The 21,573-nt window shown below is 55.8% G+C and carries 20 protein-coding genes; 4 read left to right on the plus strand and 16 right to left on the minus strand.

The window, feature by feature from the left end; translation table 11 throughout:
* Positions 1-7 precede the first annotated feature (7 nt).
* Positions 8-523 carry a flagella synthesis protein FlgN gene (locus ACK4FF_RS07070; protein WP_409706489.1) on the plus strand — a complete coding sequence of 172 codons (516 nt, stop codon included), beginning with the start codon at positions 8-10 and terminating at the stop codon, positions 521-523.
* On the opposite strand, the gene ACK4FF_RS07075 is transcribed toward ACK4FF_RS07070, so the two are convergent.
* From ACK4FF_RS07075 to flhB, 7 genes are all read right to left on the minus strand, one after another.
* Positions 498-938 carry a response regulator gene (locus ACK4FF_RS07075; RefSeq protein ID WP_409706492.1) on the minus strand — a complete coding sequence of 147 codons (441 nt, stop codon included), beginning with the start codon at positions 936-938 and terminating at the stop codon, positions 498-500. The genes ACK4FF_RS07070 and ACK4FF_RS07075 overlap by 26 nt on opposite strands.
* Before the next feature lie 5 nt (positions 939-943).
* The gene (locus tag ACK4FF_RS07080) at positions 944-2,851 is read right to left on the minus strand and encodes an ATP-binding protein (protein ID WP_409706495.1); all 1,908 of its coding nucleotides are present in this window, start codon (positions 2,849-2,851) and stop codon (positions 944-946) included.
* 113 nt (positions 2,852-2,964) lie between these two features.
* Positions 2,965-3,681: an RNA polymerase sigma factor FliA gene (locus ACK4FF_RS07085; RefSeq protein ID WP_409706498.1), complete on the minus strand. Its 717-nt coding sequence runs from the start codon at positions 3,679-3,681 to the stop codon at positions 2,965-2,967.
* Between the two features lie 19 nt (positions 3,682-3,700).
* The gene (locus tag ACK4FF_RS07090; RefSeq protein ID WP_409706502.1) at positions 3,701-4,462 is read right to left on the minus strand and encodes a MinD/ParA family protein; all 762 of its coding nucleotides are present in this window, start codon (positions 4,460-4,462) and stop codon (positions 3,701-3,703) included.
* 22 nt (positions 4,463-4,484) lie between these two features.
* Entirely contained in the window at positions 4,485-5,846 is a 1,362-nt protein-coding gene (flhF, locus tag ACK4FF_RS07095; protein WP_409706506.1) for a flagellar biosynthesis protein FlhF, read from the minus strand.
* Complete coding sequence (flhA, locus tag ACK4FF_RS07100) at positions 5,843-7,951, minus strand: flagellar biosynthesis protein FlhA (protein WP_409706509.1); 2,109 nt, start codon at positions 7,949-7,951, stop codon at positions 5,843-5,845. Before flhA ends, flhF begins: the two co-directional genes overlap by 4 nt.
* Before the next feature lie 214 nt (positions 7,952-8,165).
* Positions 8,166-9,299 carry a flagellar biosynthesis protein FlhB gene (flhB, locus tag ACK4FF_RS07105; protein WP_409706512.1) on the minus strand — a complete coding sequence of 378 codons (1,134 nt, stop codon included), beginning with the start codon at positions 9,297-9,299 and terminating at the stop codon, positions 8,166-8,168.
* An 87-nt stretch (positions 9,300-9,386) separates the two neighbouring features.
* On the opposite strand from flhB, the gene ACK4FF_RS07110 reads away from it, so the two are divergent.
* Entirely contained in the window at positions 9,387-9,740 is a 354-nt protein-coding gene (locus ACK4FF_RS07110; protein WP_409706515.1) for an Hpt domain-containing protein, read from the plus strand.
* A gap of 15 nt (positions 9,741-9,755) precedes the next feature.
* Here the strand turns inward: ACK4FF_RS07110 and ACK4FF_RS07115 are convergent, their stop codons facing one another.
* The 9 genes from ACK4FF_RS07115 to flhD all read right to left on the minus strand — a co-directional run bounded on the left by ACK4FF_RS07115 (position 9,756) and on the right by flhD (position 18,839).
* Positions 9,756-11,474, minus strand: a complete 1,719-nt coding sequence (locus tag ACK4FF_RS07115) for a methyl-accepting chemotaxis protein (protein ID WP_409706518.1) — start codon at positions 11,472-11,474, stop codon at positions 9,756-9,758.
* 210 nt (positions 11,475-11,684) lie between these two features.
* Positions 11,685-13,529, minus strand: a complete 1,845-nt coding sequence (locus ACK4FF_RS07120; protein WP_409706521.1) for a chemotaxis protein CheA — start codon at positions 13,527-13,529, stop codon at positions 11,685-11,687.
* 33 nt (positions 13,530-13,562) lie between these two features.
* Positions 13,563-14,390 carry a protein phosphatase CheZ gene (locus ACK4FF_RS07125; protein ID WP_409706524.1) on the minus strand — a complete coding sequence of 276 codons (828 nt, stop codon included), beginning with the start codon at positions 14,388-14,390 and terminating at the stop codon, positions 13,563-13,565.
* 26 nt (positions 14,391-14,416) lie between these two features.
* Positions 14,417-14,806: a chemotaxis response regulator CheY gene (cheY, locus tag ACK4FF_RS07130; protein WP_409706527.1), complete on the minus strand. Its 390-nt coding sequence runs from the start codon at positions 14,804-14,806 to the stop codon at positions 14,417-14,419.
* Positions 14,807-14,815: 9 nt separating this feature from the next.
* Positions 14,816-15,745, minus strand: coding sequence for a chemotaxis protein (locus ACK4FF_RS07135; protein ID WP_409706530.1), 930 nt, complete (start codon positions 15,743-15,745; stop codon positions 14,816-14,818).
* Between the two features lie 33 nt (positions 15,746-15,778).
* The gene (gene motB, locus ACK4FF_RS07140) at positions 15,779-16,732 is read right to left on the minus strand and encodes a flagellar motor protein MotB (protein WP_409706533.1); all 954 of its coding nucleotides are present in this window, start codon (positions 16,730-16,732) and stop codon (positions 15,779-15,781) included.
* 3 nt (positions 16,733-16,735) lie between these two features.
* A complete protein-coding gene (motA, locus tag ACK4FF_RS07145; protein ID WP_409706536.1) occupies positions 16,736-17,596 on the minus strand; it encodes a flagellar motor stator protein MotA in 861 nt (286 codons plus the stop codon).
* A gap of 309 nt (positions 17,597-17,905) precedes the next feature.
* Positions 17,906-18,469, minus strand: coding sequence for a flagellar transcriptional regulator FlhC (gene flhC, locus ACK4FF_RS07150; RefSeq protein WP_409706539.1), 564 nt, complete (start codon positions 18,467-18,469; stop codon positions 17,906-17,908).
* Between the two features lie 52 nt (positions 18,470-18,521).
* Positions 18,522-18,839 (minus strand): flagellar transcriptional regulator FlhD, encoded by a 318-nt coding sequence (flhD, locus tag ACK4FF_RS07155; protein ID WP_409706542.1) that lies wholly within the window; start codon positions 18,837-18,839, stop codon positions 18,522-18,524.
* A 516-nt stretch (positions 18,840-19,355) separates the two neighbouring features.
* Here flhD and ACK4FF_RS07160 point away from each other — a divergent pair.
* Positions 19,356-20,219 (plus strand): flagellin, encoded by an 864-nt coding sequence (locus ACK4FF_RS07160; RefSeq protein WP_409706545.1) that lies wholly within the window; start codon positions 19,356-19,358, stop codon positions 20,217-20,219.
* A gap of 286 nt (positions 20,220-20,505) precedes the next feature.
* Positions 20,506-21,357 (plus strand): flagellin, encoded by an 852-nt coding sequence (locus ACK4FF_RS07165; RefSeq protein ID WP_409706548.1) that lies wholly within the window; start codon positions 20,506-20,508, stop codon positions 21,355-21,357.
* Positions 21,358-21,573 lie beyond the last annotated feature (216 nt).

Genomic DNA, 21,573 nt, shown 5'->3' on the forward strand with positions numbered 1-21,573 from the left:
CAAGACCATGACTCAGATTGACCTGGCCCGCCAGTTGTACAGCCAACTGGCTGTTGAATGCGACCTGGCCATGGCCTTGGTGGACGTGCTGTTTGAAGAGCAGGCCTGCCTGGTCAAACTGGAAACCGACCGCCTCGCCGAGTTGGCCTTGAACAAGGAAGGCTTGATGCTGGACCTTGAAAAACGATTCAAGGCCAATGCCCACTTGGCGCATCAGCACGGCTTTGAACCTTCGCTGGATGGTTTGGCCTTGTGGATTGACCAGTTGGTGGTGTTCGAACCCAAGCTGCAGGGCACCTACTCCACCCTGCGCACCACGCTGCAGCAAGCTCAGCGCTTAAACACTAACAATGGTGAGTTAGTCACCGAACAGTTGGCGGGCCTTCAGGAGCGCATCGCCATTTTGACCGCCGCGGCTGTGGCCGAACAGGTACCCGGCACTGCCACCACTTATGGTCCGAAAGGCAGCCTGAGCAACACTGGCCCAGCGGCCAACCCTATGCCCCGCGCGGTAATTCGTTGATGGTCAGCCAGTAGCTGACCAAAGATGAAATTCGGGTGAGGTATTGGTCAAACTGCACGGGTTTGACCGCAAAACTATTCACACCCAACTCATAAGCCCTGCGCACATCGCTGATTTCCCGAGACGACGACAGCATCACCACCGGCATGGTGTTGAAGTTGGCGTTGTCGCGAAGAAAACGCAGCACCTCCAAGCCATCCAGCTTGGGCAACTTCAAATCCAGCAGCAGCAGTTTGGGCAGGTTCAACGCAGTTTGATCGCCCGGATGCTCATCCAGTAACTTCTTGAAGTATTCAATCGCACGCTCACCGTCCTCCAGCAACACAGTGCTGGAATTGGCCGAGGTTTTCCGAACCACGCGCAAGGCGAGGTCTGCGTCATTGGCATTGTCATCCACCAACACCACATCAACCATGGGGTTTATTCCTTTCCTTCTGGAACATTTGCCTCGACCGGCAAAGTGAATTCAAACTCGGCACCCTCACCCGGACAGCCACGGGCCACAATCTGGCCACCATGACGATCAATGATGCGTTTGACGATTGCAAGCCCAACACCGGTGCCATCAAAATCCTGTTTGTGATGCAGACGCTCAAACACATTGAACAGCTTGTCCGCATATTTCATGTCAAAACCAGCCCCATTGTCGCGCACTTTGAAGCGGTGGATGGCACCCAACCGCTCATATTCGATGGTGACTGTGGGTGAGCCCACTTTGGCGGAGAACTTCAAGGCGTTGTCCACCAGGTTCATCCAGACTTGGCGGATCAATACCGGGTCAGCCTTGACCACAGGCAATGCCGGAACAATCACTGTGGCACGGGCTTGCGCGTCCAGTTGCTCCAGCACTTGCTCCACCAGTTGGGCAAAGTTCACAGGCACTAAAGCCACATCGGTTCGTAACAGGCGTGAAAAATCCAGCAAGCCATCAATCAGACCACCCATCTGCCGGGCGTTGTTGCTGATCCGGTCCAAAAGTCGGTTGGCGTCTTCGGGCAGTTGGGCTGCAAAGTCTTCCCGCAAAATGCTGGAAAAACCGTCGATGGCCCGAAGTGGCGCTCGAAGGTCGTGCGACACGGTGTAAGTGAAGGCCTCCAGCTCAGAATTGCTGCGCTGAAGCTCAGCAGTTCGCGCTTCAATGCGCTGCTCCAGCGTGGCATTCAAGGTTTGCAGGTCATCCTCAAACACCCGGCGTTCCACACACAAACCCAACAAGCGGATGGCGGTCAGCACCCTGAGTACATCGTCATCGACCACAGGCACCGGCCCTTTCTGGGCAATCATCATCCAATACTCAGGCTGATTGGGTTCCACCGCTTTGCGTATGGCGACCCAAATCGTGCTGTAACCCATGGACGTGGACCAAGAAGGGTCGAAATAATGTTCCGGTTTGATCTGCCCAAGCCACACCAGGCCATGTTGCTCGTGGCCCTCGATGGGCCCACAAAACTGATCCGGGTTGGCCCAGAACTGGCTGCCTTTGTCCAAGGACAGGTGCAGCGCCGGGTTGGTGCCGCGAATGCGCCAGCGGGGCAAACCAGCGTGTTCACGGTAACCCAGCAACACGTCCGCATGGGCAGTCAGGCAGTTCTTCAGGCCTTTGGAGTAGGAGGCGCAAAGTTCTGGCACAGGGGCCGACAGCAACACGCCCTGCAACAGTGAGCGCTGCAGCGAGAGCATTTTTTCATTCAGGCGCTTCTGTGTGAGGTCGCTGGAGACACCGATGTACCCGCAAAACTCGCTGTTGTCGGAAAACAGTGGCCGCCCGGTGGACTCAAAGATCACACGCTTGCGCCCCTCCGGCCAATAGTCAAACAGCACACGGTCGAAGGGTTCGTGACGTTCCAGCAAGGCGCGAAAGGATTCCCAGGTGTACCGGCTGTCAGCCAAACGCAAGCCTTCGACTTCCCAACGGGCCAGGCCATGAAACGGCAGTTCGGCGTGGGAATCGTTGGAGTCCTGATCTCGCCCCCTGTGGATGATTCGAGTCAGTTCGTGGCGGGTGTTCTGTTGCCAATACCAATCGCCAGACAGTTGCATGAGTTGCCGCAATTGCCGCTCCGAGGCCATAGCTTCGTCGCGAGAACCGGAAATGCTGTCGATGATGGGCCGGGTGATGAACAGACCAACGACCATGGCACCGACACTGGCCAATGCCAAGGTCATGGCCCAGCTTTGGGGGGTGGCATCGTGGAAGGCCATTGCCAAGCCGACCAGCAGCGTAGGCATGACACCTGTAAGCAGCAACACAAGCCAGGTTCGACCGAAACGAGTGCGGTCGTGGGTGACTGCGTCCTGATCTCGAAATGCGGGCTGGTTGGTCACCATGGCTGTGGGCCTGAGCGCGAAGGTTAATCTTTACCCAGTGTATTCGAGCCCGCAAAAAAATGCCCAGCGTGCAGGCCAAACAACTTCGACAATAGTCAACAATTGTCAAATCGTCAATGTTCGCGCATTTTGGCACGCAGCCGGTTAATGGCCTGTGTGTGCAGCTGACACACGCGGGATTCTGTCACCCCAAGCACCGCCGCAATTTCCCTGAAGTTCAGCTCTTGTTCATAGTAGAGGCCCATGAGCATCTTTTCCCGCTCGGGCAAATCTTCAATGGCGCCAATCAAGGCAGACCGGAACCGCTGGTCGCCCAGCATGCCCAGCGGGTTGGCTTCTTCGTCACCGCCCATTTGACGGTCGAGATAGCCTTCCCCATCGCCATCTTCGGCGTAGTCGTCGTAGTACACCAGTTGGGCACCGCGCGACTCGAACAACAGGTCCTGGTATTCAGACAGGGGCATGCCCAACACTTCAGCAATCTCAGCTTCGCTGGCCGTGCGGCCCAGTTTCTGTTCAGCTTTGGCCGTGGCATTTTCAATTTTTCGCTGGGCCTGACGCACGCCACGGGGCATCCAGTCGGCCTGACGAAGTTCATCCAACATCGCACCACGAATACGCTGACTGGCGTAGGTTTCAAACTGGGCGCCCTGCCCTTCTTCAAACCGGGAGATGGCGTCCATCAGGCCGATCAGGCCCGCTTGAATCAAGTCGTCGATCTGCACCGAGGCTGGCAACTTGGCAATCAAGTGGTGAGCCAGCCTGCGCACCAGCGGAATGTACTGGTCGACCTGCCGAGTTTTGTCTAGTGTTCCTTGGGCTGTATACATGGATTGTTCGTCCTGTCAGTTAACTGGCTGCCATCTGCTCTTCAAGGGCGCACAATGTTTTGGCGACCCGGCGTCCTGCGGCCAGCATGTCCCTGCTCATCTCACTCAAAGGTTGCCCCGGTTTCAGCGCAGGCAAATGGCCCGCATACTGAAGTGGTTCAACCAAAAATCCTGTCGTGCTTTCCAGCAGGTTGGCAAACACATGATCAGCCTCGTCCGTGTGTTTGACTCCGGCCACGATAACACGGTGCCTTGTTGCGGTATCTACCCCACTGGCGGTGCGCAAGGCGTGGAAAGCCCGAGTCACTGATTCGGCCGTAGGCTGGATCAACCAGCAGCAATCCTGATGAACACCCAGCGCGCTGGCCACTGCCACACCCTCGTAGGGCAAGGTGATTAACACCTCATCCAGAGTGGCGGGCATGCGGTGCCACTGGTCCAGCCAGCTGCGTGCCGCACTTGGCTCGCGCATCATCACATCCAGGCCTTTGCGGGCGGGCAACAACCACTGCCCTTGCTGCATTTCAATCACCTGGTCTTCGAGCGGTGCGCGGCGCAGCAAAAATTCAGCCATGTCCACACGACTGCGGGGGGGAACCAGTTGGTTCAAACCACGGGTGGAGGTGTCCACAATCACTGAGGTGTGCCCCAAACCGTCAAGTTGTTCCTGGATAAAACGGGCCATGCAGGCTGAATAATCCACGGTCACATCCCCGAAAATCGGTCGGATGCTGACCTGCGGTTGACGCAGCAAATGTCGCAATGTCTTGGCTTGATCCATAGCAATCATTCTATTGACGCGCTTAAATTCCGTTTGTCGAGACTTGGGCCATTTTCCACTTCAATTCCTCTTCTGAAGAATCGAAGGCTTTTCCGCTTCGGGGCTTCAAAGCCCGGTGGACCAACACTCGGGGGTCCGCCAGGAAAAGGTCTTCCGGCACACGCTGCCCAGTGGCGATGTACTGCAATTGAAGTTTGTGGCGCATCACCACATCGAGCACACCGCCCAGCACAATCGCCTCATCCAGCTTGGTCACAATGGCGCCGTGCAGACCTGTGGCTTTGTAATGGCGAACCACATCATCCAGCGTCTCGGTTTGGCTGGTTGCATTGAGCAGCAAGACGCGGCGCACATCACTTTCAGCCAGCATCTGGTTGTGTTCAACAACCCGGGAATCGCGCTGCCCCATACCCACTGTGTCAATCAGAATGAGACGCTTGCGCTGCATGGTGGAACGCAATTGATGCAGGTCGGCCTGGTTTTGTGCGGTGTACACCTGCACGCCAAGAATTTTGCCGTAGATGCGCAGTTGGTCCTGAGCACCCACCCGGTAGCTGTCGGTGGTAATCAGGCCCAACGAATCGGCGCCGTACTTGACTACACACCGGGCGGCCAGCTTGGCTGTGGTGGTGGTTTTACCTACCCCGGTGGGGCCCACCAAGGCATAGGTGCCGCCTGTTTCCACCATGTCATTGTGGGCTTGGCTGACACTCAGGTTGTTTTTGAGCACATTGGTGACCCATTCCAGCGCTTGGGCCTCACTGCATTGTTCGGGTAACCGATCAACAACAGTTCGGGCAAACAAAGGGGTGAATCCAGCGCGAGTCAACAGGTTCCAAAGTTCGGCGCGGTTGGGGTTGCGGTCCAGGGAGTCGCGCCAAGTGAGCATCGACATCTGGTCCTTCAACAGTTGGCGCATTTGCTTGATTTCTTCAAGCACAGCCACCTGTTCCTGGGCCATGGCCTGGCTCGCCGCCAAGGAACGGCGATGGGCCACATCAGAAAGCATGTCTGCGCTGGGTGCTGGCTGCGTCACCGGCAATTCATGCTGAACCCTTGTTGGTGCCACGGCTTTTGGCGCAATCAACTGAGCTGTTTGCGCTTTGACCTGCTCAGCCACCTTACTGGCTTGCTGGTTGCTTTGAACGCGGCTTTGTTCGTATTGCTGACGCTCAGCGCGGGTCCATGAGGGAGGCGCTTCTGAACGCTGCGGTTGCGTGTCCGCTTGGGTCATGTTGTCGAGATCGCCCGAGGCAGCGGCCAGCACTTCAGTGCCCGCAGCAGTGCGCTTGGTGGACAGGATAATGGCGTCTTCGCCCAGCTCGGCCCGCAGTTTCTGCAAGGCTTCGCGTGTACTTGGGGCTGTGAACTTCTTGAGTTTCATGCTTTGGCTCCTACCACCTGAGCCACACGGATTGAGCGGTTCTCAGGAATTTCACTGTGGGACAGCACCTTCAAGTTCGGGGCTGCCCGCTTCAAAAGACGGGACATGGACAAGCGCAACACATCGGGCACCAACAGCACGGGGCTTTGGCCCAACTGCTCCTGACGGCCAGCGGCCTCAGCGGTCTGGCGTGCGAGGTTCTCTGCCAGGTTGGGGTCGATGCCGACATGCTCGGTGGCCACGTTGCTGTGGGCTTGCGAAATCATTTGTTCAAGGCGAGGTTCCATGACCAACACACTGAGCTCTTCGCTGGGGCCCGCAAGGGCCTGCACAATGGCGCGGCCCAAGGCAACCCGCACAGCCGCTGTGAGTTCCAGCGGATTCTTGGTACGCCCGCCATGCTCCAGCAAGGTCTCGAAAATGGTGCGCAGATCGCGGATATGAACTTGCTCATCCAGCAGGTTTTGCAGCACTTTCTGAATGACCGACACCTCGATCATTTTGGGGGTCAGGTCTTCGATGACTTTGGGGGCTGATTTGGCAAAGTGGTCCAGCAACTGCTGGGTTTCGGTGCGGCCCAACAACTGGGCAGACGACTGCTGCAGCACATGGCTGAGATGTGTGGCCACCACAGTGGACGCATCCACCACGGTGTAACCAGCGGCGCTGGCTTTGTCTTTCTGGTCGTCACCAATCCACACGGCGGGCAGGCCAAACGCAGGGTCTTTGGTTTGAGAGCCGGGCAACTGCATGGTGACACGGCCTGGGTTAATCGCCAGAAACTGGTTGGGGAATACTTCGCCCTCGCCCATGCACACGCCTTTGAGCAGAATGCGGTACACCGAAGGGCGCAGCTCCAAGTTGTCGCGCAGGTGCACCGCAGGCGGCAAAAAGCCGACTTCTTGTGCAAATTTTTTGCGGATGGCTTTGATGCGTTTGAGCAAGTCGCCCTCTTGCTTGTTGTCCACCAAGCTGATGAGGCGGTAACCCACTTCCAAGGCAATGGTGTCCACGGGCACAAGGTCGTCCCAGGTGGCCTCCTGGGCTTCTGTGGTGGCGGCCTTGATCTTCTCGGTGTCTTCCGCTTTGGGAGCCTGCGCCTTCTCGGCCTGTTTGGCAGCGATTGAATAAGCCAGATAGCCAAACCCAGCCGCCAGCGACAGGAAGGCGAAATGTGGCATGCCCGGAATGATGCCCAGCATGGCCAAAATGGCGGAAGTGATCGCGATGGCCTGTGGCGATTTGAGCAATTGGCCCGCCATTTGGCTGCCAATGTCCTGCCCTTGCCCCACTCGGGCCACTACCATACCGGCAGCAATCGAAATGACCAGCGCGGGAATCTGAGCCACCAAGCCATCACCGATGGCCAGCATGACGTAATTGCGTCCGGCCTCGGAAAAGCTCAAGTCGTGCTGCATCACACCCACGGCGAATCCACCGATGATGTTGATGAACAGAATCAGAATACCGGCCACAGCATCGCCGCGAACAAACTTGGAGGCACCGTCCATGGAGCCAAAAAACTCGGCTTCCTGAGTCACTTCACCGCGGCGGCGCTTGGCCTCGTCTTCGTTGATGAGGCCAGCATTCAAGTCAGCGTCAATGGCCATTTGTTTGCCAGGCATGGCGTCCAAGGTGAAGCGGGCCGACACTTCAGCGATACGGCCTGCGCCCTTGGTGATCACCACGAAGTTGATGATCATGAGAATCACAAACACCACCAGGCCCACAGCGAGGTTGCCACCAATCAGAAAGTGGGCAAAGGCCTCAATCACTTTACCTGCCGCGTCGGCACCCTCGTGGCCATGCATCAACACCACACGGGTGGAGGCCACGTTCAGGCTCAAACGCAACAAGGTGGTGACCAACAGGATGGTGGGGAACGCTGCGAAGTCCAGCGGGCGAGTGGTGTACAAGCTGGCCACCAGCACCATGAGGCTGATGGCGATGTTGAAGGAGAACAGCAGGTCCAGCACCACGGGGGGCAGTGGCAGGATCATCATCACCAGAATCAGGATGATGAATACGGGCGCCCCTAAAGTCTTGGCTTTGTCGCCAGCCAGTCCTTGTTTGAGCAGATTCAGGTTGAATGCCGGATTGACCACAATACAAGGCTACGTAGGTGTTAACGGCACCATTATGGAAAACTTGAGGGGTTCACCAATTGGGGAATTGAGGCGGATTTAGGGGCTTATTGGGCTATACGGCGCTTGGTTCGCAAGAACACACGAGCGTAAGCCGTATCGCTACGCCCCCCTGTTGCATCGCAAGAACACACGCGCATAAGCCCAAAGTACTACTTCGAATCAATGGTTCGTTCTAAACGCCACTCTCAGCAGGGTCCATGCCCTTGGGCACATCGTTTTTGTCCGGCAATTCCAACAAATGGGCTTTGCCTTCACCCAAGGCGTATACATAGGCCAACAATTTGGCCACGGCGGCATACAACACCCCAGGAATCTCCTCTTCCAGCTCAACATGGGTGTACAGGGCACGGGCCAGCGGTGGGGCTTCCAGCACGGGCACTTGGGCTTGGGCAGCCACTTCACGGATTTTCAAGGCCAGGGGGCCCAGGCCCTTGGCCACCAGTTTGGGGGCGCCGTTGCCCTGTTTGTCGTACTTCAACGCCACGGAGTAATGGGTTGGGTTGGTGACGACCACATCAGCATCAGGCACCGAGGCCATCATGCGCTTTCGGGCAGCTTGCCGCTGCATCTGTTTGATTTTTGCTTTCAGGTGCGGATCGCCTTCGCTTTCCTTGGCTTCGCGCTTCATCTCCTCGAGGTTCATGCGCAAGCCTTTGTAGTACTTCCACAACTGGTACGGTACATCGATGGCCACGATGAGCAGAAATACGATCGCCAGGATCAACGAATCTTTGATGGCGATGCGGGCCGTTTCTGCCATGGCTTTTTCAAGGGGCATGGCGGAAAACTGCACCATGTGGGGCAGGTCAGCACTGATCAAAAGATACCCGACACCACCCAACAACAAGGCTTTCAGCACTGCTTTGAACAATTCTGCCAAGCCATTGCTGGAGAAAATGTTCTTCAACCCACTAACCGGATTGAGTTTTGAGAATTTGGGTTCCAAGGGTTTGGTGGACCAATTCAAACCACCCACCATGAGGTTGGCCAGAATAGCCACCACGAACACCACCAGGAACAGCGGCAGCAAAATCCACAGGCTGTTCTCCATCATCGCCAACCATTTCAGGCCCATGGCTTTGGTGTCGAAAGCTTGGGTACGGTCCAGTCGCAAGCCTTCGCGAAGCAACTGCTCACTTTGTGCCAGCAGCTCAGTGCCTGTGGCGTACAACAGACCCACACTGGCCAGCAGCACGGCACCGCCTCCCAATTCCCGCGAGCGGGGAATGTTGCCCTCTTCCCTGGCCTTTCGGATCTTCTGTTCCGAGGCCGGTAATTCCCGTTCTTGATCGCTTTCCTCTGCCACCGATCACACCCAAGTCTTGTTTGCGTCTATGATGAATCAACCTTAACTTAAATAAAACACCCCCCGCACAGGCGGGCAGACCACGACATGGAACTTCATTTCGACCCAAGCGCAGCGCTCGCCCGTATGGATGACGACACCGAATTGCTGAAAATGCTGATCGGTGTTTTTCTGGGCGAACGTCAATCTTACCGACAGAAAATACAGTCGGCGATTGAATCAGCGTCGGCCACCGCATTGGGCGATGCGGCCCACACGGTCAAAGGCGCCAGCGCAGCCATCGGCTTGGAGTATGTCCGCAGCCCTGCAGAACGCACTGAGAAACTGGCGCGTTCTGGCGTAGGGCTGGAGGACACTGCCCTGCAACGGCAGGCCTCCGAGTTGCTCAACGCGCTCGACACCTGCGAGCCAGCACTGACGGCATGGGCCAGCGAACACTGACCTCATGGCTTGCGTTCAGTCTCGAATCAACAAATCGGGGCTGAAGCCAAGCCGCAAGCCGCCCCAATGGCGCCCATCAATGTCAATCGGCAGAGACAGGTCATTGAGCACTTCACCGGTGTCACGTCGATAGGTCTGAAGCAGCCATGGCTTGATGTTGTGAGCCGCACGAAGACCCACTGGGTCGCTGAACATGCGCTTGTCCCGGCTGTCGATCAAATCTTTACGCAAATCACCGGTCATCGGCTTTGAATATTTGCTGTTGTGGGTTGGGGCAAAGCCGTTACGGTCCACACACAGCGAAAACACGGCACCTGGAATGTCCAACACCAACTGGTCATAAATCTGCTGCAAGGGCAGTTCAACCCGCTTGTCATACACGGTGGAATACTTCTGCGGGTTAGTGCCCGCAATAGCGGAGTAACGTTCGTCGAAAATATCCAACCCTTCGCGCATGGCCTGCTGCAACACAGCCGCACAGGCGTTTCTCGCCAGCATGGCCTGGGCAATGATGTGTTCGTAAGCCCCTTTGCCAATCTTGAACTGAGCCACCAGTTCCTTGATGCGGTCAGTCGCTGCCGACAATTCTCCGCTGGACTGTTCGCTTTGAACGGTTTGATCAATGACCACTTGTGCGGTGGTGCGAATCTCAGCCGCTTTTTCACTGACATCGCTGTTCAGCGTTTTGACGGATTGCACTTGCTGAGTCACCTCGCCGATGTGCCCGCTCATTTGCTGAAAGCTGGTGAGCATGCCCGCAAAACGCTCTGAGGATGCAGACACGGTGCCTTGGCCCTGGCGAATACGCTGGTTGATGGTTTCGGTCTCTTGTTGAGTAATGCCAACCAACTTGAGCATGGATGCAATATTGCCTCGAATGTCCCCAGTTGCCGACTTCACACGCTCAGCCAACCCCCGCACCTCATCTGCCACCACTGCAAACCCACGGCCTTGTTCACCTGCGCGGGCAGCCTCAATGGCCGCGTTCAAGGCCAACAGATTGGTTTGGTCAGAAATGTCGTTGATCAGCTTCACAATGCTTTCAATGCCCTGCCCTTTGGCGGCCAACTCCTTCACTGTCACCTGAAATGTTTCCAGGCTGCCGGACGCCTGGTTCATTTCATCGGCAACTTTCAGCAGTTCACCATAGGTTGAATTGACAGTGTCCAGATGAGAATCCGTGGCCTGAAGCAACAGGTCTGCCCGTTGTGCCACTTGCTCCATGGCCACATTGGCGTGGTCGGCTGCCGAGAAAATTTCGGTGGTGATGTGGCCCTGTTTATCGGCGGTCTTGGTGGCATCACGCAAGCTACCTGCCACGCGGACAGATTCCATCGACACTTGAGCTGTCATTCGGCGCACTTCGTGAATCAGTTCACGCAGGTGAGCCATGAATGCGTTGTAGCCCTCGGCCAGTTCCCGCAGCTCATCCTGAGTGCTGGCGGGCAAATCCACAGAAAGATCGCCACCGCCACTGGCCAACTCAGCCATCCGAGAACTGAGTTGCTGCACAGGTTTCACAATCAGGTGTTTCAAGTAGAAAAATGCCCCAAGGCCTGCAACGGCCAGCACTGCAGCCCATAGGCCCGTAGTCACCCACGGCACCCCATGGGTCAGACTGAGGCTGGCCAAAGCAGCCCACCCCAAAGCCACCACCGTCAGCAGGTTACCCAACAACTTTCTGCTGAGTGTGAAAAAGAAATTCGCCTCGATGGCGCGGTACAAGGAACTCATCGACCTGTTCTCCCAAAGCTTGAGGATTCCGGGGCGATGTGACAACTCACCCTTCGGACTTAAGCCATTTTGGGGGCAAGCCACCCAACACCATCGGGTTAACAAGGGGTGGAAAAACTGGTATTTCAGGGCGGTGTAAGGAAATGGTCAGTGCCATGAAAAAGGGCGACCCGAAGGTCGCCCTTTTTCACATCCACGGTGCGAAATAGATCAGAGTTTGCCCTGAATGAGCTCTCGAAGTTCCAACACCAAGACCAGCAAACCTTCGCCTGACAGCGTTGCACCGGCCACACCTTTGGGTTTGACGCCGTCCAGCGGTTTGATCATCACCTCGTCCTGCCCAACCAGGCTGTCTACGGCGAGAATGCAGGTTCGGTTTCCACTCACGGCCAGTACACCAACTTTGTTGCCACCACCGCTTGGGCGACCAATCAGTTCAGCCAGGTCCAGCAAAGGAATGACTTCACCGCGAACCACCATGGTGGGCTTGCTGTTGACGTACTGCACTTTCTCTTGCTCGATGGGCAGAATCTCTCGCACACAGGACAGCGGCAGAGAATAAATCTGCTCCTCAAGTTTCAGCATCAGCACCGGCAGAATGGCCAATGTCAACGGCAGCAAGATGGTGATTCGGGAGCCCTGGCCAGGGTCTGACTCAATCTCAATGCGGCCATTGAGCCGCTGGATATTGGTCTTGACCACATCCATGCCCACACCACGGCCGGAGATGTCGGAGATTTGATCCTTCGTGGAGAACCCAGGCAGGAAAATCAGTTGCAATGAATCTTGCGTGCTGAGCTGGCTGGCCTCTTCATGGCTGATCAAACCTTTCTCGACAGCCTTCTCCCGAATAATCTCGGGGCGCATGCCCTTGCCATCGTCCTGAATCTCGATCACGATGTGGTCACCTGTCTGCCGTGCAGACAGGTTCACTGTGCCTTTGGGGTTCTTGCCTGCGGCCTGACGCTCTTCAATGGTTTCAATGCCATGGTCTACCGCGTTTCGAACCAAGTGAACCAGCGGGTCGTTGAGTTCTTCGAGGATGGATTTGTCCACCTCGGTTTCCGCACCCTCGATCACCAGCTCAACATCCTTGCCCAATTGCCGAGACACATCGCGTGCCAAGCGACTGTACTTCTGAAACACGCGGCCTACCGGCTGCATACGGGCTTTCATCACTGCGGATTGCAAGTCAGACACCAGCATGTCGAGTTGGCCCACCACCGCATCCAGTGCCTTGACCGTTTCCTCGGAAGGGCTGCCACGCGCAATGGTTTCGAACAGGCAATTCAGCCGGTTCTTGGTCAAACCGATTTCACCGCTGAGGTTGAGAATCTGGTCAAATCGCTGAGTGTCCACCCGGATGGTGTTTTCCTTCTGGGCCGACGCCGCCGCAGGCTGTGCCGCTTTGGCCTTGGGCGCAGGCTTGGCACGAACCGCCGCTGCGGACTGCCGGGACAAAGCCTCGGTCACCAGCTCAGTGCTGACTTGCGCCTGTTTCAATTCACGGGGTGACTCACCCACCACCGCTTCATACATGCCCGCCCAGTCCAATTCATCATCGGTACTGGCCGCAGCCACAGTGGCTGCGGTGTGGGTCGGCACAGGCGGTTGAATGGCCACCGGCGCACCCGCGGCTTTGGGCTCAGCGCTGAATGAGGCGGCCCGGCCTTCCAACACAGCATCCAAACCATCCAGCACCTCTTCAGGGGCTGTCGTGGGTTGTTGGCCATTGCGCATTTCACCAAACATGCGGTGCACTTCACCCGTGGCGGCCATGATGACGTCCATCATCTCGCTGTTCAAAATCAAGGCACGGGAACGTAACTTGTCAAACAGGTTTTCTGTTTTGTGGCACAACTCCACCAGGTGAGTGGCTTCAAGAAAACCTGCCCCACCCTTGATGGTGTGAAAGCCCCGAAAGACACAGGCCAACAGCTCGGCGTCTTCCGGACTCTGCTCCAACTCCACCAACTTGCTGTCCACATCGTCAAGCAGGTCTCCCGCCTCTGTCAGGAAATCCTGCAGCAATTCCACATCACTGAATGCGCTCATCGCGTTTCTCCGGCTGCGCTTTGTATGAATGCCTTAGAATCCCAAGCTTTCCAGCAGGTCATCCACTTGGGACTGATTGGCGCACACGTCGGTACGCCCTTCGGCATTGATGACCGGGCCATTCAGCCAGGTCTCTTCCATTTGCTTACGCTGGTCAGGCGGTGTGGTGTCCAACAACAATTGAACCAACTGTTCTTCCAGGCCTTGTGCCATGGTGGTGATTTTGTTCACCACTTGACCAGTCAGGTCGTGGAAGTCCTGCGCCATCATGATGTCAGTCAGTTGACCACCCATGGCGTTGGTGTGTGAGGCCACGCGTTTCACAAAGTCGCGGCTTTGCTGGGCGTGGGCCTTGAACTCTTCCAGTGACATTTCATTGTTGTACAAGCGGTCCCACTGCGCATCCATGGAACGGGCCTGTTCAGCCAGATCGTCATTCATGCGCTGGGAATTCTCCACTGTGGCCAACACCTTTTCAGCGGCTTGGCCTGTGAGGTTCGCAATGTAGTTCAGCCGGGCACGCGCATCAGGCAGACTGCCGACCACGTCTTCAACTTTCTTGTCGTAGCCCAGCTCACGAAGCGCGTCGTGCAGTTTACGGGTCAGCGTGCCCACTCGGTGAAACACATCATTCGGCTCGTCACCAGACGGCGATAAGTCAAAACCGCCACTGGACTCGACGGAATCATTGGCCTGTGCGGCAGGCATTGAATCGGCCGCGCTGGCTGCGGGCACACTGGCTGCAACTGCGGCTGGCTGGGGTTCGGGTGTGTCATTGTCCCAGACTCGCTGTTCTGCAATGGAATCAAACAACGCTTCAAGATCGTCTGAATCGCCACTTTTCAATTGATCAGAATTCATGGTCGTACGCTCTCCGCTGGTTATTGTTAGACCGACATCTTGGCGACAATCTTGGTCAGCTTTTCCTCAAGGGTGGCCTTGGTGAATGGCTTGACGATGTAACCATTGGCTCCCATCTGGGCAGCGGTCACAATGTCTTCCTTCTTCGCTTCCGCGGTCACCAACAGCACCGGCAAGTGCTTAAGGCCAGGGTCACTGCGAATGTTCTGCAGCAACTCGAAGCCGTTCATGTTGGGCATGTTCAGGTCGCTGACCACAAAGTTGAAACTGCCTGCCTTGAGCTTGCTGAGTGCAACAGCACCGTCTTCAGCCTCATCAGCGTTGTTGTATCCAATCTCTTTAAGGAGATTTCGCACGATGCGTCTCATGGTGGAGAAGTCATCGACGATGAGAATCTTGAGGTCTTCGGGGTTCATGCTCGCTCCTTAGGCGGGTTGCAGCATTGAGGTAACCATCTGGGCCAGTTCGTCGGGATGGAACTTGGCCACGTAGGCGTCTACACCCACCTGCTGGCCCAACTTCTTGTTGGCTACAGAAGACAGGGAGGAATGCATCACCACGGGAATGCCGCGGAATCGGGGGTCTTCCTTGATGTGACGGGTCAACACATAGCCGTCCATTTCAGGCATCTCGGCATCAACCAGAATCAAGGACACTTCATCGCGCAGCTTGCGGTGCTCCTGTTCGGCACGGCCTGCAATGTTGCGCAGCTTTTCCCAGGCCTCACGGCCATTGGTGGCGCTCTGGTAAGGCAGGTGCAGCTTCTCCAGCACTTCGGTGATTTTCTTGCGGGCCAAGGTGGAGTCGTCTGCAAAGAACACAGGGAATGGATGATCGGGGCGCAGCGCATCCATATTGGGCACATCGCCTTCGCCAATCACTTCACCCAGAATTTGTTCAACATCGAGAATCGACACCAGCTTGCCGTCAGGCAACTCGGTCAATGCAGTGATCATTGCGCTTTGTGACTGACCGATACTTTGTGGGGACTTGACCTGCTCCCAATCCACACGAACGATGCGGTCCACATCGCTGACCAGGAAGGCCTGGGTGTGGGATGAAAACTCGGTGATGATCAACTTGGTCCGTTTGGCCTCATTGTTCATGTGCAGGCATTGGGCCAAGTCAATCACCGGCAGAATGCTGCCCCGCAGGGAAATGATGCCTTCTACGCCTGGAGGCATATTGGGTGTGCGGGTAATTGGCATGGTTTCACACACCTCGCGCACCTTGAATACATTGATGCCGAACACTTCGGTCGAACCCAGCGAGAACAGCAGCAGCTCCATTTTGTTGGAGCCTGCCAGACGGGCCTTCTCATCGATCATGTTCATCAAGCGGTAGTCGTTCTGCATTGCTGCTGCTCCTGAAAAATTGCTCAGCCGGGCTTATTGCGGCTTGATTGCACTGGGTTTGGACAGTTCATTGATTTTTGGAACCGGTGGCAGCTCAACCATGGGCTGCTTTCCGGGCAAATCGGTTTGGGCCAAGGATCGCAAGTTGTCCTCGGCCTTCTTGTTCATGACCACAATGGCGATACGGCGGTTGATGGCCGCCGAGGGGTCGGACTGCACCAGAGGCACCGAAGACGCCAGACCGACAACCCGCATCATTTTGGAATCGGACATGCCTGCCGCGGTCATCTCACGGCGAGAGGCATTGGCGCGGTCAGCGGACAGTTCCCAATTGCTGTAGCCCTTGTTGCCCAGCGCATACGGGGTCGAGTCCGTGTGGCCTGACAGGGTCAGCTTGTTGGGCACCTCATTGAGCACCTTGGTCAGATTGCGCAAAATGTCTTTCATGTAATCCTTCAGGACTGCACTGCCTGTATCAAACATCGGACGATTCTTCTCATCCACAATCTGGATCCTCAGCCCTTCAGGCGTGATGTCCAGAATGATTTGATTTTCAAACTGTTTCAGGTTGATCGATGCGTCGATTAACCCCTCAATTTCCCCTTTTAATTCCATCAAGCGCTGTGCTTCACGGGCTTCGCCCACACTGGCGGAATTCAGGGTTGGGGATTTCTCTGCACTGCCGGATTTGATTTGACCCACCGAGCGTGTCAGATCAGTTCCTCCCCCCTTTATTACACTCGTAGCAGCCCCCGATCCTTCACCCCCCATCAGGGCAACCTTAAGTGGTGAATTGAAATAATCGGAAATGCCTTTGAGGTCCCCTTCGGACGTCGACCCCAGCAGCCACATCAACAGAAAGAAGGCCATCATGGCTGTCACGAAGTCGGCGTAGGCAATCTTCCAGGCGCCACCGTGATGACCATGACCGCCCTTCTTGATCTTCTTGATTACAATGATTGGGCGTTCTTCTTCCGACTTGGCCATGGCTTAACCCTTGGTCCCTTTCACATGGGCTTCAAGTTCGATGAAGGATGGGCGCTCTGTGGAGTACAGCACCTTGCGGCCAAACTCCACCGCAAGCGCAGGTGAATAGCCGTTCAAGCTGGCGAGCAGTGTCGTCTTCACACACTCGAAAGGTTTGGATGATTCACTGATCTTTTGCTCGATCAAGCTGGCCAAGGGGCCAACAAACCCGTAGGACATCAAAATACCGAGGAAGGTACCGACCAGAGCCGCAGCAATCATATTGCCCAGTTCGGCGTTGCTCACCTGCCCTACAGACCCCATCACGTGAACCACCCCCATCACCGCAGCCACAATACCGAAGGCGGGCAAACCGTCCGCCATTTTCTGCACAGCCGATGCAGGGGTGTGGGCTTCCTGGTGATGCGTCTCCAGCTCACCATCCATCAACGCTTCAATTTCCATTGGGTTCAAGTTGCCGCTGACCATCAAGCGCAGGTAATCAGTCAGAAACTCGACAATGTGATGGTCGGCAAGCACTTCGGGATACTTCTGAAACAAGGCACTTTGCTCAGGCTCCTCAACGTCGCCTTCAATCGACATCAGGCCTTCCTTGCGGACTTTGGTGAGGATTTCATACATCAAGGCCATCAGCGACATGTAGAAATCACGCGTCACTGCCGTGTTTTTAAAGCAGCTCCCCAGCGCCTTGCCCACCGCCTTCAACACCTTCGAAGTGTTGCTCACCACGAAACCGCCGGCCGCTGCACCGCAGATGATGATGACCTCCACGGGCTGCCAAAGCACGTGCAGGTGCCCGCCCGCCATGGCAAAACCGCCCAGCACTGAGGCGATCACGACCACGTATCCAACGATCACAATCATGGCTTAAACCCTCTGCGTTCAAAATTGTTCTGTATGGGTATTGTCGGCAGCCCGCGTCAATTCTTTTGCGTTGAATAACACGGATTTTTTCGGGGATTTCAGGATTTGCAGACACAATCTCAGGCTTGCGTTGCTGCCGCAAACCCCAAAAGAATCAGGGCCTGGCACCACCTTGGGTGACAGGCCCTGCCTGTGAGAAACCCCCGCTGCAGACCCGGAAGAGACAGAGGGTGGGAGGATGCAACCGGATCTTTTGTTGCAGCGGAGGTAAACGGTGGGGTCCTCACTTCCCCAACAATTCAAAAATGCCTAGATTTCGATGTCGGCCTCTTCATTGACGAAGCGTTCTGCCAACGATTGTCTGGTTTTTCCAGCACGAGAAGGCATGTGGCACAGGCCGCACACATAGTCATTGACGAGTTCATAGGTGTGAACCACAAAGTGGCCGTCACAACTGGTACAGGCCGTGGTGGTCAGCATGCCCGCATCAAAAAACTTGACCAGTCGCCATGCACGGGTCAGAGACAACACCTCGGGCATGCCCAGTTGCCGAACCTGCTCCATGTACATCCGGTAGGCCTTGATGATGGCCTCGATTTCTTCAATCTCGGTGCTCTTGATCAAAGTCTGGTAGATGTTGATGAACAGCGACGAATGAATATTGGGCTGCCAGGTCATGAACCAGTCTGTCGAGAAAGGCAGCATGCCTTTGGGTGGCGACTTGTGTTTCAGTTCTTTGTACAGCTTAAGCAAACGCTCGCGGGACAACTGGGTTTCCGATTCCAGCACCTGTAAACGGGCATCCAGCTTGATCAGCTCAGTGGCCAACTGGATTTGTGCTGCTTCGGACAAAATCGATTTTACTTTCGCCATGACAACGCCTATAGGGTTGGTTTAGACCAGAATTTCAAAGAGGCGTTATCTCTCAGGACACGGTGCTGGTTGCTTTGCCCGACATGATGATTGCGGCATGCATGCCAGAAACAGCTTTGTCTTTGGAGTGACTGGTCAACAGATTCCAAACCACTTCATCATCAAAGCGGAAGCGGCACATCAGCATGTTGCTGGAGGCCACACGCAGCACCTGGGCCGTAGTCAGTTGCTCGATCAAATCAGCAACTTCCTCAGACACACCCAGCCTGAAAATGGCTTCAGCGCGGTCCTCACGAATCAGTTGCTGTGCCAGCAACAGGTAGGACAAGTTGGTTTCACGAATTTCATCGAGCAGTCGGTTGGCTTTCATCAGATTCATCCTCCATTCAAACACTTCAAACCGGCGGTTCAAAGTACAGTTCCCTCAGTCGTAGTCTCGGCTTTTCGCCAAGAAACCTGAATCATCCAAACACTTATCTGCATGTACGGCTGCCTCGCCGTTGCATGTAGGAATCTGGATGACAAGACCAGGGCCCCGGGGAACCCACTGTGCCAAGAAGCGCACCAGGCTTGAATCACGGTTTGGGGTGATCCCCCCAAGTGCCGGAAACCCGGATGGTTTGGCTCAGGCAGGTTCACTCGCCTCTGGTACAGGTCATGACGGTTTATCGGCAAGTTGCTGAAGAACTGAAGGTTTTGAGGCAGTTAACCGGGTGGAAATGTGTAAACAATCGTCACACATTGAATAGATGCCGTGCTGTGGCCCTAAAACACCAGCCTCCCCCATTTGGCTGGCTTTTCTAAAGATCACACTCCGCACTCACGTTAAGCAGTCATCGGGGCCGCCATGAGCCCTACACACAAAGAAACTGCTTGGAGAAACATCATGTTAGGAATCAACACCAATAACGCTTCATTGACTGCCCAACGCAACCTGTCTGGTTCCGGCTTGGGGCTCGAAAATGCAATTTCACGCCTGTCCTCGGGACTGCGCGTGAACAGCGCGAAGGACGATGCTGCTGGCCTGGCCATCGCAGAGCGCATGAACGCCCAAATCAAGGGGTTTGATGTGGCTGCGCGAAATGCGAACGACGGCATTTCACTGCTGCAAGTTGCTGACGGCGCCATGGGCAAGATCAGCGACAACTTGCAACGCATGCGGGAATTGGCAGTTCAGGCCAAGAACGGCAGCCTGAATGCATCGGACCGCTTGAACCTGAACCGCGAATACACTGAGTTGGGCAATGAAGTGGACCGGATTGTGAGCGGCACCACATTCAATGGGAACGCCATATTCACACCGACCAACAAAAGCTTGTCCTTTCAGGTGGGGACTGGCAATGCGACGACCGATACCCTCTTGGTCAACCTGACTGCAGACGCGCTGCCCACAGGCAATGACTTGCAAACGCTCCTGGTCAACGGCAACGGCACCATTCAAGCCAACCTGGTGAGTGTGGACACAGCGGGCAATGCCACCACGGCGATTACCCGGTTGGACGCCGCCATTGACGCATTGACCGGCATTCGCGCTGTGGTGGGCGCCGGCCAAAGCCGATTGGAACAAGTGTCCGCGTTCAACGAGACTTCCATGGTCAACCTCAGCGCCGCCCGTGGACGGATCATGGACGCCGACTTCGCCAAGGAGACCGCCTCGCTGACGCGATTCCAGATTCTTCAGCAAGCAGGCACCGCTGTGCTGGCTCAAGCCAACCAGTTGCCCCAGAACGTGTTGGGCCTGCTCAAATGATTCACTTGTAATTCCAGGCAACAGCGGGCCGATGATTCCCCGAACCCGCTGTTTTTGGGGCGAACACCCCGCCTTTTTTTACCGGCCTACGGGCTCAAAAAAGCCACGCAACAATGCGTGGCTTTTTTGTTTTAAGTCATTGTTTTTACGAAATTATTTATTCGGGTTAACTACTTAAGTTTCGTCGTAAAACCTCGTTATCAAATCATCGGTGATCAAGACACCGAATGAGCAAAGGATCAGTTCCTTGTACTGGTGAAAACCAAATTTGATGGAGTCAAGAACCATGTTAGGCATCAACACAAACCCCTCGTCCCTCGGCGCACAAATGAACCTCAGCAAGTCTGCTGGGTCTCTTGAAACTTCGATTTCGCGTTTGTCCTCTGGCTTGCGTGTGAATTCAGCCAAAGACGACGCTGCTGGCCTGGCCATTGCAGAACGCATGACCGCCCAGATTCGCGGCTTCGACGTCGCAGCCCGCAACGCCAACGATGGTGTTTCCCTGCTGCAGGTTGCTGACGGCGCCCTGGGCAAGATCAGTGACAACATGCAGCGGATGCGTGAGCTGGCCGTGCAAGCCAAAAACGGCACGCTGAACACTACAGACCGCTCCAACCTGAACCGTGAATACCAGGAACTGGCCTCTGAAGTGGACCGGATTGTTGATGGCACCACCTTCAACGGCAACGCAGTCTTCACCTCGGCCAACAAGTCAGTGGCCCTGCAAATCGGCTCTGGCAACGCTACCACCGATTCGCTGACCATTAACCTGACTGACACGGGTGCAGCGGGCGGTAACGATTTGACCACCATCTTCGCCACCACTGGTGCGGCATTCGGTTCGATCGACACCGCAGCCAATGCGGGTAACGCGGTGACCAACATTGACACCAACATCAACACCATCACCAACCTGCGTGCAACGGTGGGTGCGGGCTTGAGCCGACTGGAACAGGTTGCCTCTACCCTGGAATCCAGCAGCGCCAACCTGAGTTCTGCCCGTGGCCGAATTCTGGATGCGGACTTCGCCAAGGAAACTGCGAACCTGACACGCTCGCAGATTCTGCAACAGGCTGGCACCGCCATGTTGGCCCAGGCCAACCAGTTGCCCAACAACGTGTTGAGCCTGCTGCGTTAACCCGGAACCCGCCCGATACTCTCGGGCTGACTCCAGCAATAAAAACGCCCCCTTCAAAAAAGGGGGCGTTTTTATTGCTGTTTTTTGCTTTGGCACCCTCAAGTTTGTTTTTTTGGGGGCGTTAAAGGATTCAACAGGGCAGCGCACTGACCGGCACGAACCGGCAGGCAGATGACCCGGAATCAACAAACACATTGCTTGGAGAATCATCATGCT

This window comes from Limnobacter sp., assembly GCF_046297615.1.
Classification (GTDB): domain Bacteria; phylum Pseudomonadota; class Gammaproteobacteria; order Burkholderiales; family Burkholderiaceae_B; genus Limnobacter.

Coding starts and splice junctions, on each gene's coding strand:
- ACK4FF_RS07070 (WP_409706489.1), top strand. CDS start 8: ATGACTCAGATTGACCTGGCCCGCCAGTTGTACAGCCAACTGGCTGTT.
- ACK4FF_RS07075 (WP_409706492.1), bottom strand. CDS start 938: ATGGTTGATGTGGTGTTGGTGGATGACAATGCCAATGACGCAGACCTC.
- ACK4FF_RS07080 (WP_409706495.1), bottom strand. CDS start 2,851: ATGGTGACCAACCAGCCCGCATTTCGAGATCAGGACGCAGTCACCCAC.
- ACK4FF_RS07085 (WP_409706498.1), bottom strand. CDS start 3,681: ATGTATACAGCCCAAGGAACACTAGACAAAACTCGGCAGGTCGACCAG.
- ACK4FF_RS07090 (WP_409706502.1), bottom strand. CDS start 4,462: ATGGATCAAGCCAAGACATTGCGACATTTGCTGCGTCAACCGCAGGTC.
- flhF (WP_409706506.1), bottom strand. CDS start 5,846: ATGAAACTCAAGAAGTTCACAGCCCCAAGTACACGCGAAGCCTTGCAG.
- ACK4FF_RS07110 (WP_409706515.1), top strand. CDS start 9,387: ATGGAACTTCATTTCGACCCAAGCGCAGCGCTCGCCCGTATGGATGAC.
- ACK4FF_RS07115 (WP_409706518.1), bottom strand. CDS start 11,474: ATGAGTTCCTTGTACCGCGCCATCGAGGCGAATTTCTTTTTCACACTC.
- ACK4FF_RS07120 (WP_409706521.1), bottom strand. CDS start 13,529: ATGAGCGCATTCAGTGATGTGGAATTGCTGCAGGATTTCCTGACAGAG.
- ACK4FF_RS07125 (WP_409706524.1), bottom strand. CDS start 14,390: ATGAATTCTGATCAATTGAAAAGTGGCGATTCAGACGATCTTGAAGCG.
- cheY (WP_409706527.1), bottom strand. CDS start 14,806: ATGAACCCCGAAGACCTCAAGATTCTCATCGTCGATGACTTCTCCACC.
- ACK4FF_RS07135 (WP_409706530.1), bottom strand. CDS start 15,745: ATGCAGAACGACTACCGCTTGATGAACATGATCGATGAGAAGGCCCGT.
- motB (WP_409706533.1), bottom strand. CDS start 16,732: ATGGCCAAGTCGGAAGAAGAACGCCCAATCATTGTAATCAAGAAGATC.
- motA (WP_409706536.1), bottom strand. CDS start 17,596: ATGATTGTGATCGTTGGATACGTGGTCGTGATCGCCTCAGTGCTGGGC.
- flhC (WP_409706539.1), bottom strand. CDS start 18,469: ATGGCGAAAGTAAAATCGATTTTGTCCGAAGCAGCACAAATCCAGTTG.
- flhD (WP_409706542.1), bottom strand. CDS start 18,839: ATGAAAGCCAACCGACTGCTCGATGAAATTCGTGAAACCAACTTGTCC.
- ACK4FF_RS07160 (WP_409706545.1), top strand. CDS start 19,356: ATGTTAGGAATCAACACCAATAACGCTTCATTGACTGCCCAACGCAAC.
- ACK4FF_RS07165 (WP_409706548.1), top strand. CDS start 20,506: ATGTTAGGCATCAACACAAACCCCTCGTCCCTCGGCGCACAAATGAAC.